Consider the following 15,239-nt stretch of genomic DNA (forward strand, 5'->3'; position numbering starts at 1 on the left):
AGACGTTCAGGCCCGCCAGCGGGAAATTCCGCCCGGGGGCGAGCCAGCGCGCAAGCTCCGCGTCGAGGCCCTCCGGCTCCCGCTGGGGCAGGGCCACGGCCACGTCCACGCCGAGGCGGTGGCGCGCCGGGTCGAAGCGCGAGCCGAGCGCCTCCCGAAGGAACCTGAAGCTCTCGGCGTCGCGCACCCAGACCGCGGCCGCGCGGAGCAGGATGCCCACGGCCTCGTCCTCGAGGAACGGGTCCTCGAAGGGCCCGAGCTTCTGCGGCAGGAGGATCAGCGGCACACCGGCCGCGAGCGCCAGGCGCTTGCTCAGCACCATCGCGCGGAAGCGCCGCCGCCCGTAGAGATCGGTGAAGCTGTCCCCGCCCGAGATGTCGAGAACCGCCCGCGACCGGGCCACGGCCCGCGCCGGGGCGGTGCAGTCCGCGCCGAAGCGCAGGAGCGCATGCGCCGCGCGCAGGCTGTCGCCGCGCCAGACCCGGCGGGTATGCGTCAGCCCGACGAGATCGACCTTCGTGCCGTTCCAGTCGGCGTGGCGGAGCCCGATGCCGTGATCGGCCACGGTGATCGCCTCGGCGCCGCGGCTGGCAAGACCCGCGACCATGGCGTGGCAGAGCGCGCTCACGCCCTGGTTCCCGGTATCGGGCGCTGCGTTGAGAAGTGTGATCATGTCGGACCCCGTTGCGTGCCTTGGAGGCATACGCCGGGGCGGGCGCCGGGTCGCGGGCGCAGGGGGCGAGGTCCGTTCCCATTCGGAGGGGTGGACCTATACGAAAGGATAGGTGGCCGGAAAAACCGCCGCGATCACACGAGGTTGCGGTCGCGCGCGATCATCGCGGCATGGGTCCGGTTCTTGGCCCCGAGCTTGCGGCAGAGCGTCTTGGCATGCAGCTTCACGGTCGCCTCGTGGAGATCGTGGTCGAGCGCGATCTCCTTGTTCGACTGGCCGCGGCAGATGCCCTGAAGCACCTCGAGTTCGCGGCTCGAAAGCAGCCCGGAGGCCGCCTGGCTCTTCTGCTGCATTACGCTGAAGGGGGCGTAGACCTCGCCGGCGGCCATGAATTGCGCCGCGACGATCATCGACCTGGGGGTCAGCGTCTTCGGAACGAACCCGGCCGCGCCCGCCGCGATCGCCTCGTCGGCAAGCGCCCGCGTCGTCGTGCCCGACAGGATGGCGACGGGCAGGCCGGCCTTGGCCTTGCGCATCCGGTGCAGCCCCTCGAGGCCGTTCATGCCGGGCATGTTGTAGTCGAGAAGGGCGAGATCGAAGGCACGATCGGAGGCGACGATCTCGAGCGCCTCGGGCAGCGATCCCGCCGTCGCGACCTCCGCCTGGCCCTCGGCGACGAGGAAGGCGGCGATGGCCTCGCGAACCAGATCGTGATCGTCGGCAATGAGAATACGCATCCTGATACTCCGCCGGGACCGGCAACCTGCCGGTTCCGATTACATGGGCGGACCCGAGTCGCGCGAAGACCTACGACCCGAATGCGTCCTTTTTTTGCCCCGAGGGCATCGGGCGACGTAGCATCGCGCCATGGGGTCGTCCAATGCAAAGGCATGGGGCGCCGAGGGGCATGGGGCGAGGCCTCCTATCCGAAAGGATAGTCCGCCATACGATTGCGCGAATTCCGTGTTTTCGTGACATGTGGCATCCGATGCAGGTGCCACCGAGGCGCAGATCGAGACGAGGCCTGCCATGACACCGAGACGGACATTCACCTGCCTGGTCGCCGCCGCCGTCCTCGGCCTGGCCGGCCCCGTGGCCGCGCTCGACCCCGCCGAGGGTGAGGTGCTGCTGACAGTGACCGGCGCCATCGCCGAGACCAACGCCGAGGGGGCGGCCGAGCTCGACCTCGCGCTTCTCCGCTCCCTCGGCCCGGTCGTGATCGAGACCACGACGATCTGGACCGACGGCGTGCAGACCTTCGAGGGCGTCGAACTCGCCGACCTGCTCGCGGCGCTCGGGGCGGAGGGGACGACCCTGCGCGCGGTCGCCCTCAACGACTACGCGGTGGACATCCCGGTCTCCGACGCCGTGGAGGGCGGTCCCGTCGTCGCCTACCTGCGCAACGGCGCGCCGATGAGCCTGCGCGAGAAGGGTCCGCTCTGGATCGTCTATCCCTTCGACAGCGCGCCCGAGTACCAGACGGAACTGGTCTACTCGCGCAGCATCTGGCAGCTCGACAGGATCGAGGTGCAACCCTGACCGGAGCGGTCGCGCCAGACGAGACGCAATTCCGCCGGAGAGACGACCGGCGGCCGCGGCGCCGCGCCTTCGCGGTCCTCGCCGTGGTCGCCTTCCTGCTGGCCGTCTTCCTGCTCGTGCAGATGGCGCAGGAAGTGCGGCGCGAGATCGACGCCCTCGCCACGGCGAATTCCGACAGCACGCAATGGTCGCTGGCCCAGGCCGATGTCGAGCTTCTGGCGCTGAAATGGGCCATCCTCGCGGCGGAGCATGACGGGACCGCTTCGGTCGGTGAAGTGCGGACGCGCTTCGACATCCTCTACAGCCGGTTCACCACGATCGGCGCCAGCCCGATCTTCGCACCGCTGCGCGACGAACCGGCCGTGGTCGCGGCGCTTGCGCGGATCGAGGACTACTTCGACGCCAACGTGCCCCTGATCGACGCGAGCGATGCGGACCTCGCCGCCGCGCTGCCCGAGCTTGCCGACCGCACCGAGGCGATCCGCGCCGACGTGCGCCAGGTCACGCTCAGCGGCGTCTCCGTGCTGGCCCGGGCGGCCGATGCGCAGCGCAAGAGCATCGCCGAGACGCTGACGCTGGTTTCCGCGCTCACCACCGCGCTCTTCGTCGTGATGGTCATCCTCCTGACCCTGCTCGTCTACTTCGCGCGGCGCGAGCAGGAACGGTCGCGCGAGCACGGCCTCGTCCGGTCGCGCCTCGCCTCGATCGTCGGAACCTCGCTCGACGCGATTCTCGTCGTGGACCGCAAGGGCCGGGTGGTGGAATTCAACGGCGCGGCGGAGGAGATCTTCGGCTACACGCAGGCCGAGGCGATCGGGGCGCAGATGGAAGACCTGATCATCCCGGAGCATCTGAAGGGGCCCCATCGCAAGGGAATGGCACGCTACCTGGACACGGGGGAGAGACACGTCATCGGCAAGGGGCGCGTCCAGATGGAAGCCCGCCGCAAGTCGGGCGAGGTCTTCCCGATCGAATTGTCGATCTCGACCGCGGACTCGGTCCATGGCGAGCTCTTCGTCTCCTTCGCGCGCGACATCTCCCGCCGGGTGGCCGCGGAACAGGCGCTGATCAAGGCGCGCGACGAGGCGATCGCCGGGGAGAAGGCGAAGGCCGACCTCATCGCCGTCATGAGCCACGAGATGCGCACGCCCCTGAACGGGATGCTCGGCACGCTCGAACTGATGGACACGGACACGCGCAGCGCGAAGGATGTTGAGTACCTGGACATCATCCGCGCCTCGGGCCGGCAGCTTCTGCACCATGTCGACAACGTGCTCGACATCTCCCGTGCCGAGGCGGGCAAGATGATCACCCTGCGGGAGGCGTTCTCGCTGCCCGCGCTCGTCCGCGAACTGGTCGAGAGCCAGCGCGGCGTGTCCGAGCATCGCGGCAACGCCCTGTCGCATCGGGTGGAGACCGGCGGCCAGGACCACGTCGTCGGCGATCCGGTCCGCGTCCGGCAGGTGCTGCTGAACCTCGTCGGAAACGCCATCAAGTTCACGCGCAACGGCACCATCACGGTGGAGGCCGAACGCCTCCGCGAGGGCGACCTCGTCGAGTTCCGCGTGATCGACACGGGGATCGGCATCGATCCCGCCGACCAGGCGCGTGTCTTCGACGAGTTCGTGACACTCGACCCGTCCTACTCGCGCGCCGTGGGCGGAACCGGCCTCGGCCTGGCCATCGTCCGGCGTCTCGTCGCGGCGATGGGGGGCGAGGTCGGCGTCGAAAGCGAGACGGGACGCGGCAGCCTGTTCTGGGCGCGTCTCCCGCTGCCGGCGGCCGACCGGCCGTCCGTGATCGCCGCGAGCGGGGACAAGAAGACCGGTGCGCCCATGCCCAGGCCCGCGCCGCCCCTCCGGGTCCTGATCGTGGAGGACAACCGCATCAACCGGATCGTGCTGCGCGAGCTCCTCGAGCGGGACGGGCACGAGGTGGACGAGGCGCATGACGGTCAGGAGGGCGTCGAATGCGCCCTGCGCAAACCCTACGACCTCGTCTTCATGGACATTTCCATGCCCGTCATGGACGGCGTCGAGGCGACGCGCGCGATCCGGGAGGCGGAGCCGCGGGGAACGCGACTGCCCATGGTCGCGCTCACCGCCCATGCCCGAACCGAGGACGAGGAACGCTTCCGGGCCGTCGGCCTCGACGAGATCCTGGTGAAGCCGATCACGCGGAAAGCGCTCCGCGAGGTCATCGGCCGGGTTCGCGGCGAGGGCGGCGCGACGCGCGGCGACGGGTCCGGCGATGGCGGCGGCCTCCTCGATCACGGCCACCTGGACCAGCTTTCGGCCGCGCTCGGCCCCGAGACGTGGGGGGGCCTGGTGGAGGCGTTCCTCTCCGAGACGGATGACGCGATCGCCGCCATCTCCGACAGGCTCGAGCGGCGGGAGACGGACGACGCCCTGGCCCGGCAGGTCCACCTGACGGCCGGATCCTCGGCGCTCGTCGGCGCCGTGGCGCTCCGCGACAGCCTCGTGGCGCTCGAGGCGCGGCTGGGAACCGGCGCCGCGCCGGACGGCGCGACCGCCGCGGCGCTGCTCCGGGTCTGGAGCGAGACGCGCGACGCGCTCGGTCGGCATCCGCGATGACGTGACGGCGCGGCGATCCCGAGCGCGTCAGCCGAGCGCCTGGACCAGCATGCGCGCCGCGATCACGCCGAGGATCGCCAGCGTGACGTGATCGAAGACCTTCAGCGACACGTATCGCGCAAGCCGCGCCCCGACCGGCATCCCGAGCCAGAGGGGCACCACGGCGATCAGGCTCGCGAGGGCGAGCGGCCCGGTCATCACGCCGCCGAGCGCCAGCATCGGGATCTGCATCAGCGCGAGCGCGAAGAAGAAGGCCGAGATCGTCACGACGAAGACGTCGCGCCCGAGCCGCAGCGCGTTGAGGAAGGGCACCGAGACCGGCGCGGAGAGGCCGATCGCCCCGAACATGACGCCGCCGAGAAATCCGAGCGGCGCGGCGAGCAGACGCCCGACCCGCATCGGCAGCACCCAGTCCGGCCGCGCGAGGCGGAGGAGGATGAACAGGAACACCGCGACGGCGAGGACGGCCTGCAGGACATCCGACGGCAACCGGACCAGCATCAGCGTCCCCAACCCGGCCCCGAAGAACCCGGCGAGCGCGAAAGGCGCGAGCAGGCCCGGCGGCGCCGGCGTCCTGCGGTACTGCCAGAGCTGGAGGCCGTTCGACAGGAAGTTCGGCAGCGAGAAGAGCACCACCGCCGTCGGCACGCCGTAGAGCGAGGAGAGGAGCGGCACGGCCAGGATCGGCGCGCCGATGCCCGTCGCGCCCTTCAGCACGCCGCCGATGAAGAGGCAGACGAAGGCGAGCGCGAGGCCCGTCAGTTCAGGCATGGCCGGACCCCCGCGCCGGCATCGCGGATCACGTCTCCGGCGCCTCCCCGCGGTGGGGCCGCGGCTTGATGATCGAGCCGTAGGAGGCGATGCCGCCGTCGATGGTGACGATGGCGCCGCTGATGTAGCCCGCGCGCGGCGAGGCGAGGAAGACCATCGTGTCCGCCACCTCCTCGGGCTTGCCCATTCGCCCGCCGGGATAGTCGGCGAGGAACTCCTTCCAGCGCGACTCGTCGCCGTGGAGATCGACGGCCCGCCGCTTCATCAGCTTGGTCATGCGGTCGGTGGCGATGGGACCGGGGTTGACCGCCACGACGCGCACCCCGTGGTCGAGGCTCTGCCCGCCCACGGCGCGGGTGAAGGCCATGAGGGCCGCGTTCCCCGTGCTCCCCGCCACGTAGTTGTAGTCCCAGTTCTCGCCCGAATTGCCGATGTCGTTGATGATGACGCCCGAGCCCCGCCGCTTCATGCGGAGATAGACCGCGCGGCTGAGGGCGATGTAGCCGAAGACCTTCAGGTCGAAGCCGCGCTTCCAGTCCTCGGCGGTCAGCGCCTCGATCGGCCCGGCGGGGATGTCGCCCGCGTTGTTGATGAGGACGTCGACATCGCCCGCGGCCTCGGCCAGCGCCTCCATGCTCTCGGGGCGCGAGAGGTCCATGGCGTGGACCTCGACCGCCACGCCGTGGGCGTCCCGGATGGCGGCGGCCACCTCGGCCAGCGCGGCGCCGTCGCGGGCGGCGAGGTGCAGGTCGCATCCCTCCGCCGCGAAGGCCAGGGCGGCGGCCCGCCCGATCCCCTTGGAGGCGCCGGTGATCAGAACCGACGCGCCGGCAAGCCTCATGTCCATGTCGTGTCTCCCCGCATCATCCTATCCCTCAGGCGGCGTCACGCCGAGCTTCCGGCAGAGCGCCGAGAAGGTGCCGAGCGTCCCCTGCGCGACCGGCACCCCGTCGCGGCGGCGCGCGGCGGCCAGCCGCTGCGAGCGCTCGCCCGGAAACAGGATCTCGCCGCCCTCGACCTCGGGTTTCGAGGACTTGAGCCGCTCGATCATGGTCTCGGCGCGGCGGTCGAACTCGGCGCGCGGCGTGAAGGCCTCGATGTTCAGCGCCGTCAGCGTGAAGGAGGTGCGCATCGGGTTGTCGAGCGGGCGGAAGCCCGTGGCCTCGCCCGCGAAGACCTCGCCGCCCGCGAGCACGCTGGTCATCAGTTCCGTCATCAGCCCCAGGCCGAAGGCCTTGTAGCCCCCGAAGGGCAGAAGCGTCATGACCTCCGCCGCGATCTCGGGATCGGTCGTCGGCCTGCCGTCGCGGCCGAGCGCCCAGTCGGGCGGGATCGGCCTCCCGGCCTCCCGCGCCATGTTGATCCGCTCGATGGCCACCGCCGTCATCGCCATGTCGAGGCAGATCGCGCCGAAGCGTCCCGCGGGCGCGGCCATGGCGATGGGGTTGTTGCCCATCACCGGCGTCGTGCCGCCCGGCGGCGGCATCACCTTGCGGCTCGCGTTGGTCTGGACGAGGCCGACGCAACCCGCCGCCGCGGCCCGCAGCGCGTAGTGCTTGGCCGAGGTGAGCGAGGTCGCGTCCCGCACCGCGACGACGCCCACGCCGAAGTCCCGCGCCTTGGCGACGGCCGCGTCCATGGCGCGCAGGGCGACGGCCTGCCCGAGGCTCCGGTGCGCGCTCCAGACGGCGATGGCGCCCATGTCGCGCTCGACCTCGATCCGGGTCGCGGCGCGGTGGCCGCCCGCCTCGATCCGCTCGCAGACGGTGACCAGCAGGCGGAGGCCGTGCGAGGGCTCGCCCGCGACCTCGGCGCCGACGAAGACCTCCGCCGTCAGCCGCGCATCCTCGCCCGGCACGCCCAGCGCCTCGAGCACCTGCGTCGCGGCGCGCTCCAGCACGGCGGCGGGCAGGATCGCGGCGTCGGAGGCGGCCTCGCTCATGCCGCCGCCGCCCGTCCGTCGGCGAGGAGGCGCGGGTCCGCGAGGGCAGCGGCTACGACCGACAGCGCCGCCTCGAAATCGGCCTGCTCCATCGCCTCGTCCGGGTTGTGCGAGCCGTTGCGGTTGCGGATGAAGACCATCGCCGTCGGCACCCCCGCCCCGGCATAGGTCGCCGCGTCGTGGCCCGCGCCGCTCGGCAGCGCGAGGACCGGCACGCCCCGCGCCGCCGCCGCGTCCGCGAGGCAGGCGCGCAGCCCCTCGGACAGCTCGGTCGGCGCGCTGTCGGTGCGGGGCCCGAGCCGGATCGTCGTCCCCGTCTCGGCGGCGATGCGCCCCGCGGCGTCGCGCAGTTCCGTCTCCGCCCGCCGCAGCGCGCCGCCATCTGCGCTGCGCATGTCGAGGCAGAGGTGCAGCGCGCCCGGAACCTTGGAGAAGCCGTGCTGCGCGGGGTCGGTCGCGATCTCGCCGAAGGTCACGGTCAGGTCGAGGCCGTCCGCCTCGAACCGGTCCCACATCTCGTGCATCGCCGTGACGAGGCGCGCGCCCGCGAGCCCCGCGTCCCGCCGGAGCGCGCGCGGCGTGGCGCCGGAATGGGCGTATTCGCCGCCGATCGAGATCTCGCGGAAACGGACGGAGCCGCGGATCGCCGTCACGAGGCCGACCGGGACGCCCGCGTCCAGCAGCGCCGGGGCCTGCTCGATATGCGGCTCGATGAAGGCGGCGATGCGCGCGGGCTCGTAGAGGCGGCGCCCCGCCCGCACGCCCTCGGGGTCGAGCCCGAGGCGGCGCATGTGTTCGGCCAGCGTCTGCCCGTCGTCGGACCGCTTCACCCCGTCGAGGACGCCCGGATCGAGCAGCCCCAGCGCCGTGCGCGACCCGATGTAGCTGTGCGGGAACCAGCAGCTCTCCTCCGCGCGGAGGCAGAGGACGGCGAGATCGCAGGGCGGCGTCCGGCCTTCGGCCACGAGGTCCGCCTGGAGCGCGAGCCCGAGGAGGACGCCCGCCACCCCGTCGTAGTCGCCGCCATGCGGCACGCTGTCGAGATGCGAGCCGATGAGGACGACGCGGCTCCGGTCCTGGCCCGGCAGGATCAGGTACTGGTTGCCCGCCGCATCGACCCTCCGCTCCGCCCCGTGGGCCAGCGCCGCCTCGGCGACGAGGTCATGGGCGGCCTGTTCCCCCGCGCCATAGGCCACGCGGGTCACGCCCGGCGGATCGGCGGTCAGGTCCGCCAGCGTCTTGAAGAGGCGTCTGGCGAGATCGCTCCCGGCGCTCATGCCCGCCCTGCGAGCGACATGAGCTGCGGCACCGCCGCCCGCGCCGTGTTCAGCACCATCGCCGCGTCGTTCTGGTAGGGGATCCACTGCGCGCCCATGTCGAGCCAGCGCTTCGCCATCTCGGGCGACTGCGCGCTGAGCCCATAGGGCGTGCCGGCCTTGCGGCAATGCGCGAAGATCTCCTCGTAAGCCTCGAACATCATGGGGTTCTGCAGGTCGCCGGGAATGCCGAGATCCTGCGACAGGTCGTCGGGCCCGACCATGATCGCGTCGATGCCCTCGACCTTCAGGATCTCGGGCAGGTTGTCGATGGCGTTGCGCGTCTCGATCATCACGACGATCAGGGTCTCGCTGTTCAGATGCGCGAGGATCTCGTTCGGGGGCAGCGCCGCATAGTCGGTATGCGGCCCCCGGAGGTTCATCGGCCGGTTGCCGAGCGGGTGGTAGCGCACCGCCTTCATGATCGCCGCCATCTGTCCGGCGTCCTCGATCGCGGGCAGGAGCAGCCCCTGCGCCCCGGCGTCGAGCGCGCGGGTCAGGTCGTGGGGCTTCGACACGCCGGGGGGCCGGACGACCGGGGTGATCCCGCATTCGCGCGCCAGCATCGAGAGCGTCCCGATCTCGCGCAGCGTGAAGTCGGTGTGCTCCATCTCGAGCAGGAGGAAGTCGAAGCCCGCGGCGGCCATGATCTTCACCGCGCGCGGATGCGGGCAGAGCGTGAGCCAGGTGCCGAAGGCGGGCTTTCCCTCGCGATAGAGCTTCTTCACCGGGTTGAACTTGATCACTGCGCCACACTCCCTTTCGTTATCGGGTCCGGTCAGGCCTGCACCCTGCGCCGGTCCCATACGCCTGCGTCCACGAGGAACGGCGGGCGCCGCCCCGCGATGACATCCACGACCTGCTCGGCCGTCTGCACCGCCGTCCGCACCAGCGCCTCCTCGGTGGCGCCCGCGATATGGGGCGAAAGGACCACCCCCTCCGCGCCCAGGAGGGGGTGGTCCGCGGGGGGCGGTTCGACGTCGAAAACGTCCGTCGCGGCCCCCCGCAACCGTCCGGAGGCGATGGCCTCGAGAAGCGGCGCCGTCTGCACGAGCGCGCCGCGCGCGGTGTTCACGAGGATCGCGCCCGGTTTCATCACCGCGAAGCGTTCGGCCCCGAACATGCCGCGCGTCCGGTCGTTCAGCCGCTGGTGGAGCGAGACGACATCCGCCCGCGCCAGCGCCGCGTCGAGATCGGGCGCCGCCTCGAAGCCCGCCGCCGCGATGGCGCCCTGGTCCGCGCTCGGGCTGTGCACGAGGATGCGCATCCCGAAGCCCGCCTTCGCGATCTCGGCGGTGCGCCGGCCGATGGCCCCGAAGCCGAGGATGAGCAGCGTCTTGCCGGAAAGCTCCACGAAATCGCGGGTGTAGCGGTAGTCGAAGCGGTTTTCCCGCGTCGCGGCGTCGGCCTCGCGGATGCGCTTGGCCACCGCCATGATCTGCGCGATCACATGCTCGGCGACGGACTGGACGTTGGCCTCTGGCGTGTAGACCACGGGAATACCGAGGTCGCGCGCCGTGACGAGGTCGACGGGGTCGAGCCCGGTCCCGTGGTTGCCCACGACCTGGAGCCGTCCGCCCGCCCGCATCGCCGCCCCGCTGAGGCCCGCGTTCCGCGTGATGACGGCGTCGGCCTCAACGATCTCGGCGGCGACCGTTCCCATGTCGGCAGCGCTCGCCATGCGGGTTCGGATGCCCGCCGCTTCGAGCACGGCGATGCCGTCGGGGTGGATCGGCTGCACGAGGAGGCAGAGCATCAGGCGGCTTTCCGGTCGCGCTGCCGCCGGAAGGCGCCCGCCGCCTCGACCGCGCCGACGAAGCTGCCGCCCTCCGTCGGCACGAATTCGAGGAAGTCCAGGAGCCGCGTCACCCAGTCGGGCCGTCCCATCGAGCCCGTGTGGAACAGCATGTGCACGATCTGCGCCCGCCCCTCGCGCTGCGCCCGCTCGCGGATGACGCGCCAGACGCGCTTGTGGTTGTCGAGCTCGGACTGCTCTATCTGCAGGAAGTTGCGATAGTCGGTGCCCGCCCCGTCGCAGCCGATCGGCACCTCCACGATGGGCGAGGGCGTCCCCTGCCCCACCGGCGCCCTCGGGTCCTGCGGCAGGGCATAGGCGCTGAGGCCGCCCTCGGTCCAGATCGCCTCGCGCTCGGGCTTGTCGAGGCCGGGCAGGCAGGAGAGGTCGACCCCGATGCCGTGCTCCTCCAGCACGGCGTTCATGAAGGGCGCGTAGGCGTTGTGCCCGCCCCGGTAGGCCACCGGCACGATGCCGCCCTCCACGAGCCTCCGGTGGCAGTCGGCGAAGACCTCCCGCACGTGGTCCTCCTCGCCGAAACGGACGCCGCCGCCCTTGATCTCCTCGTGCAGGTGGACGGCGACGTCGGCCCCGCGGGCCGTCCATTCCCGATAGACCTCGAGCAGCGGCGCCTCGTAGTAGCCGGTCCGGCAGTAGGTGCCCGAATGGGGCGTCAGCACGGCCCGCCCCTCCGTCAGGTCGAGCATGATCCGCCCGAGTTCGCGCGTCTCCCCGATGCTCTGCTCGACCTTCGGCGGGTCGATGCGGAAGTCGCGGCCGGGATCGAACGGCGCGAAGACCAGCCAGTTCACGTCGACCACCGGGACGAGCAGGATCTCCGCCGTGTCGCTTGCCGCCATGTCGTTTTCCCCGGTGTTCCGCCTCTCTCCGGGACAACTTCGCCGCATCCGCTTGATGGGGCAAATCCATTTGTGCAATGGATTAATCCATGAATCCGAATAATATCACGCTGCGCCAGCTGAGGGCCTTCGTGGCGGTCGCCGACCACGAGAGTTTCGTCGCGGCGTCCAAGAAGATCGGCCTGTCGCAGCCCGCGCTCAGCCAGAGCGTCCGCCAGATCGAGCGCGAACTGGGCGCGCGCCTCTTCATCCGCACGACGCGCAGCGTGCACCTGACCGGCATCGGCCTGAGCTTCCTGACCCATGCGCGCCATGTCCTGCGGCTGGTGGACGAGATCGCGGTGGACATGGAGCGCATGATCGAGCGTCGCAGCGGCCGGATGGTGGTGGCCTGCCTGCCCTCGGTCGCCTGGCGCCTGATGCCGCCGGTCCTGGCCGAGAGCACGCGCCTCTTCCCCAAGACCCGGATCGTCGTGCGCGACATGAGCATGGCCGGCATCCGCAACGCGGTCCTCAGCGGCGAGGTGGACATCGGCATCGGCAGCATCACGCACGACATGGCGGCCTTCTCGTCCGTCACGATCGTGCGCGACCGGATGCACGCGCTTTTCCGGCGCGGCGACCCGTTCGACGCGATGGAGGCGGTGGAGTGGGACCGGCTGGTGGACCGGCCGCTCGTCGGCATGACCGAGGAGACCGGCATCCGCCAGATCCTCGACCGCGTGACGGCGGCGAGCGGCGCGCACCTCACCTACACGACCGAGGTGTCCGGCCTCGCCACGCTCACCGGCCTCGTGGAGCGCGGCGCGGGCGTGACGGTGGTGCCGGGGCTCGCCCTGCCCGGCCGGGATCATCCCGTGCTGACCGCGCGGCCGCTGGTGGCGCCCGACATCAGCCGGAACATCGGCCTCATCTGGCGGCGCAGCACGATGACCTCGCCCGAGGCGGTGCGGCTGCTGCGGGCCTTCGACGCGGTCCGGCGCGCCGATGTCCTCGCGGGCGAGAACAACGCCTTCGCCTGGGGCGAGTTCACCGTTCCGGCCGAGAGCTGAGGGCCGTCACGCCCCGGCTGCATCGAGCGCGGCGAGAATGCGCGCGGGCGTCGCGGGGATCTGCCAGAGCGCGGCGCCCCGTGGTGCCAGCGCGTCGTTGACCGCGTTCAGGACGGCGGCGGAAGCCCCGGAGGTGCCGGCCTCGCCCACGCCGACCCAGCGGGGCGGCCTCCCGTTCCCGGCCTCGCTCGGAGGGTGGACGTGCAGCACCTCGATCTCCGGCGTCTCCACCGCCATCGGCACGCGGTACTCGGCCAGCGTCGCGTTCAGGAGCTGCCCCTCCGCGTCGTAGTCGAGCTCCTCCGTCAGGGCCGCGCCCAGCCCCTGTGCGACGCCGCCCTTGATCTGCCCGTCGACGAGGAGCGGGTTGACCACCGCGCCGCAGAAATGCGCCACGGCGTGCCGCGCGAGGCGCAGGATGCCGGTCTCGGGGTCGATCTCGAGACAGGAGAGCTGCACGCCGCATCCGGCCCGGAACGGCGCGTCGAGCGGCCCGAAGCTGGCGGAGGCGACGAGCTTCGGCTGCCTGCCGTCGGGCAGGTGGTGCGGCCTGAAATGGGCGAGCGCGGCAAGCTCGGCCAGGTCCATCCCCGTGCCCGCGTCGCCCGCGACGATCACGCCCTCGCGGATCGCGAGGTCCCAGGGCGGGCGTTGCAGAAGCTCGGCCGCGATCTCGAGGATCTCCTCGCGCAGCTCGCGCGCGGCCTCCCACGCGGCGCGCCCCCCGATGGCGAGCGAGCGCGAGCCCCAGGTGCCGCCGCCATGCCCGCCGCCCGCCGTGTCGCCCGTCACCATGCGCACCCGCTCGCGGGGCAGGCCGATGGTCTCGGCCACGATCTGCGCCACCCCGGTCTCGACGCCCTGCCCCTGCTCGGTCACGCTCGAGAGGCAGGTGACGGCGCCGTTCGGCTCGAGCCGGAGCGTGCAGTGGTCGCGGGTGCTCACGCGCACGTCGCCGTCGCCGTAGAAGCCGGGTCCGCGCGACGTCATCTCGATGAAGACCGCGATCCCGTAGCCGGCGAGCTGGCCCCTGCCCCGCGCCGCCTCCCGCCAGGCGTCGAGCGCCGCGCGAGGGTGCCGCGCCTCGAGCACGTCGAGGCAGGCGGCGAAGGGCAGGTCCTCGAAGGAGACGCCGAGCGCCGAGGGCGGGCTGCCCGGCCCGTAGGTCGCGAAGTTGCGGCGGCGGAGCGCCCAGGGATCGGCGCCAAGCCGCCGCGCCGCGATGTCCACGAGTCCCTCCGTCACCGCCGCCGCGATGGGATGGCCGACGCCCCGGTAGTGCCCCGACATGCCGAGGTTGGTGAAGACCGCACGGCTGCGCGCCGAGGCCTCGCCCAGCGCATAGGGCGCGCCGGAGAGGCTCAGGACCGCGCGCCCCTCGCCCGCGCTCGACCTCGGATACTGCGGATAGGGGCCGATCAGGTGGATGTCGTCGACGTCGATGGCCAGCATCCGCCCCGAGCGGTCGAGCGCCAGCCGCGCCGTCACCTCATGATGCCGCGCCTGGATGTCGCTCGCCATCGACTCGAGCCGGTCCGCCACGAAGCGCACCGGGCGGCCGAGGAGGCGCGCGGCGGCGGCGACGGCCATCTCGTCGGCATGGACCTGCTGCTTGATGCCGAAACCGCCGCCCACGTCCGGGCAGACGACGCGCACGAGATGCGCCTCGATCCCGAGGAGCGCGGCGAAGGCCTCCTGCATGGCGGAGGGGCACTGGTGCGAGTGATGCACGCTCAGCGTCCCCTCGCCCGGCTCGTAGTCGGCGATCAGCCCGCGCGGCTCGAGCGGGATGCCGGTATGCCGGCCGAAGCGGAAGGACGCATCGACCACGAGGTCGGCCCCGGCGAAGGCGGCGGCGCAGCCGGGGGTGCTGCGCGCGGCCTCGAGGCAGAGGTTCCCCGGCGCCCCGGCGTGGATCGCGGGACCGGAGAGCGCGTCGGCGACGCCCGCGATGGCGGGACGCGGCGCGTAATCCACCTCGATCAGCTCCAGCGCGTCCTCGCAGACCGCGCGGCTGGCGCCCACCACGATCGCGACGGGCTCGCCCACGTGGCGGACGCGGCCGGCGGCGAGCGCGGTCTGCTCGGGCGCGACCATGTCGGGGAAGAGCCCGTGCGTCGCCCGCCAGGGCCGGAGCACGGCGGCGAGGTCGTCATGGGTGAAGACCGCGTCGATGCCGGGCGCGGCGCGCGCGGCGGTCGCGTCGATGGAGAGGATGTCGGCATGCGCATGGGGGCTGCGCAGGACGGCCGCCTCCCGCACGCCGGGCACGGTCAGGTCGGCGAGGTAGCGCCCCCGCCCCGCGAGGTGCCGCGGCCAGCGCAGGCCGTGGGAGGGGCCGCTCACGGCGCGAGTTCCGCCGCCGCCGCCGCGACGGCATCGACGATGGGCCCGTAGCCCGTGCAGCGGCAGATGTTGCCCGCCAGCGCCTCGCGGATCGCGGTCCGGTCGGGCCGCGCCTCGTGGCGCAGGAGCTCGCGCGCAGCCATCAGCATCCCCGGCGTGCAGTAGCCGCACTGGAGCCCGCCATGGACGAGGAAGGCGCGCCGGAGGGCCGAGGTCACGTCGTCGTCGGCGTCCGCGAGCCCTTCCAGCGTCTCGATCCGCCGACCCTGAACCGAGGCGGCGAGCGTGGTGCAGCCGCGCCGCGTGACGCCGTCGACCAGCACCGTGCAGGCGCCGCAGACGCCGTGGCCG

The 15,239-nt window shown here is 72.1% G+C and carries 14 protein-coding genes; 3 read left to right on the plus strand and 11 right to left on the minus strand.

The window, feature by feature from the left end; translation table 11 throughout:
• Positions 1 to 673 (minus strand): polysaccharide pyruvyl transferase family protein (locus tag ACTS11_RS14450; RefSeq protein ID WP_442641003.1); only part of this gene is annotated, 673 nt, incomplete at its 3' end.
• Between the two features lie 134 nt (positions 674 to 807).
• Complete coding sequence (locus ACTS11_RS14455; RefSeq protein ID WP_442641004.1) at positions 808 to 1,410, minus strand: response regulator transcription factor; 603 nt, start codon at positions 1,408 to 1,410, stop codon at positions 808 to 810.
• A gap of 292 nt (positions 1,411 to 1,702) precedes the next feature.
• Between ACTS11_RS14455 and ACTS11_RS14460 the strand changes: the two genes are divergently transcribed.
• Together ACTS11_RS14460 and ACTS11_RS14465 are read left to right on the plus strand one after the other, a co-directional pair.
• On the plus strand, positions 1,703 to 2,212 hold the full coding sequence (locus ACTS11_RS14460) for an oxidoreductase (RefSeq protein WP_442641005.1): 510 nt from the start codon (positions 1,703 to 1,705) through the stop codon (positions 2,210 to 2,212).
• 83 nt (positions 2,213 to 2,295) lie between these two features.
• Complete coding sequence (locus ACTS11_RS14465) at positions 2,296 to 4,806, plus strand: ATP-binding protein (RefSeq protein WP_442641006.1); 2,511 nt, start codon at positions 2,296 to 2,298, stop codon at positions 4,804 to 4,806.
• A 27-nt stretch (positions 4,807 to 4,833) separates the two neighbouring features.
• Here the strand turns inward: ACTS11_RS14465 and ACTS11_RS14470 are convergent, their stop codons facing one another.
• From ACTS11_RS14470 to ACTS11_RS14500, 7 genes are read right to left on the minus strand one after another with little or no spacing between them, the layout of a single operon-like run.
• Positions 4,834 to 5,577: a sulfite exporter TauE/SafE family protein gene (locus tag ACTS11_RS14470; RefSeq protein ID WP_442641007.1), complete on the minus strand. Its 744-nt coding sequence runs from the start codon at positions 5,575 to 5,577 to the stop codon at positions 4,834 to 4,836.
• Positions 5,578 to 5,605: 28 nt separating this feature from the next.
• On the minus strand, positions 5,606 to 6,424 hold the full coding sequence (locus ACTS11_RS14475) for an SDR family oxidoreductase (protein WP_442641008.1): 819 nt from the start codon (positions 6,422 to 6,424) through the stop codon (positions 5,606 to 5,608).
• A gap of 21 nt (positions 6,425 to 6,445) precedes the next feature.
• Complete coding sequence (locus tag ACTS11_RS14480; RefSeq protein ID WP_442641009.1) at positions 6,446 to 7,519, minus strand: Ldh family oxidoreductase; 1,074 nt, start codon at positions 7,517 to 7,519, stop codon at positions 6,446 to 6,448.
• Positions 7,516 to 8,796, minus strand: coding sequence for a hydantoinase/carbamoylase family amidase (locus ACTS11_RS14485; RefSeq protein WP_442641010.1), 1,281 nt, complete (start codon positions 8,794 to 8,796; stop codon positions 7,516 to 7,518). The genes ACTS11_RS14480 and ACTS11_RS14485 overlap by 4 nt, the downstream gene beginning before the upstream one ends.
• The gene (locus ACTS11_RS14490; protein ID WP_442641011.1) at positions 8,793 to 9,581 is read right to left on the minus strand and encodes an HpcH/HpaI aldolase family protein; all 789 of its coding nucleotides are present in this window, start codon (positions 9,579 to 9,581) and stop codon (positions 8,793 to 8,795) included. The genes ACTS11_RS14485 and ACTS11_RS14490 overlap by 4 nt, the downstream gene beginning before the upstream one ends.
• A 32-nt stretch (positions 9,582 to 9,613) precedes the next feature.
• Entirely contained in the window at positions 9,614 to 10,591 is a 978-nt protein-coding gene (locus ACTS11_RS14495; protein WP_442641012.1) for a hydroxyacid dehydrogenase, read from the minus strand.
• Positions 10,591 to 11,490, minus strand: coding sequence for a hypothetical protein (locus tag ACTS11_RS14500; RefSeq protein ID WP_442641013.1), 900 nt, complete (start codon positions 11,488 to 11,490; stop codon positions 10,591 to 10,593). Before ACTS11_RS14500 ends, ACTS11_RS14495 begins: the two co-directional genes overlap by 1 nt.
• 89 nt (positions 11,491 to 11,579) lie before the next feature.
• Between ACTS11_RS14500 and ACTS11_RS14505 the strand changes: the two genes are divergently transcribed.
• Positions 11,580 to 12,542: a LysR substrate-binding domain-containing protein gene (locus ACTS11_RS14505; protein ID WP_442641014.1), complete on the plus strand. Its 963-nt coding sequence runs from the start codon at positions 11,580 to 11,582 to the stop codon at positions 12,540 to 12,542.
• A 6-nt stretch (positions 12,543 to 12,548) separates the two neighbouring features.
• Here the strand turns inward: ACTS11_RS14505 and ACTS11_RS14510 are convergent, their stop codons facing one another.
• Together ACTS11_RS14510 and ACTS11_RS14515 are read right to left on the minus strand one after the other, a co-directional pair.
• Positions 12,549 to 14,888, minus strand: a complete 2,340-nt coding sequence (locus ACTS11_RS14510; RefSeq protein ID WP_442641015.1) for a xanthine dehydrogenase family protein molybdopterin-binding subunit — start codon at positions 14,886 to 14,888, stop codon at positions 12,549 to 12,551.
• Positions 14,885 to 15,239, minus strand: a 355-nt coding sequence (locus ACTS11_RS14515; protein ID WP_442641016.1) for a (2Fe-2S)-binding protein, incomplete at its 5' end; no start/stop codon positions are given. The genes ACTS11_RS14510 and ACTS11_RS14515, both read right to left, overlap by 4 nt.

The sequence above is a fragment of the Roseicyclus sp. genome (genome assembly GCF_052168335.1).
Classification (GTDB): domain Bacteria; phylum Pseudomonadota; class Alphaproteobacteria; order Rhodobacterales; family Rhodobacteraceae; genus Roseibacterium.

Coding starts and splice junctions, on each gene's coding strand:
- ACTS11_RS14455 (WP_442641004.1), bottom strand. CDS start 1,410: ATGCGTATTCTCATTGCCGACGATCACGATCTGGTTCGCGAGGCCATC.
- ACTS11_RS14460 (WP_442641005.1), top strand. CDS start 1,703: ATGACACCGAGACGGACATTCACCTGCCTGGTCGCCGCCGCCGTCCTC.
- ACTS11_RS14470 (WP_442641007.1), bottom strand. CDS start 5,577: ATGCCTGAACTGACGGGCCTCGCGCTCGCCTTCGTCTGCCTCTTCATC.
- ACTS11_RS14475 (WP_442641008.1), bottom strand. CDS start 6,424: ATGGACATGAGGCTTGCCGGCGCGTCGGTTCTGATCACCGGCGCCTCC.
- ACTS11_RS14480 (WP_442641009.1), bottom strand. CDS start 7,519: ATGAGCGAGGCCGCCTCCGACGCCGCGATCCTGCCCGCCGCCGTGCTG.
- ACTS11_RS14485 (WP_442641010.1), bottom strand. CDS start 8,796: ATGAGCGCCGGGAGCGATCTCGCCAGACGCCTCTTCAAGACGCTGGCG.
- ACTS11_RS14495 (WP_442641012.1), bottom strand. CDS start 10,591: ATGCTCTGCCTCCTCGTGCAGCCGATCCACCCCGACGGCATCGCCGTG.
- ACTS11_RS14500 (WP_442641013.1), bottom strand. CDS start 11,490: ATGGCGGCAAGCGACACGGCGGAGATCCTGCTCGTCCCGGTGGTCGAC.
- ACTS11_RS14505 (WP_442641014.1), top strand. CDS start 11,580: ATGAATCCGAATAATATCACGCTGCGCCAGCTGAGGGCCTTCGTGGCG.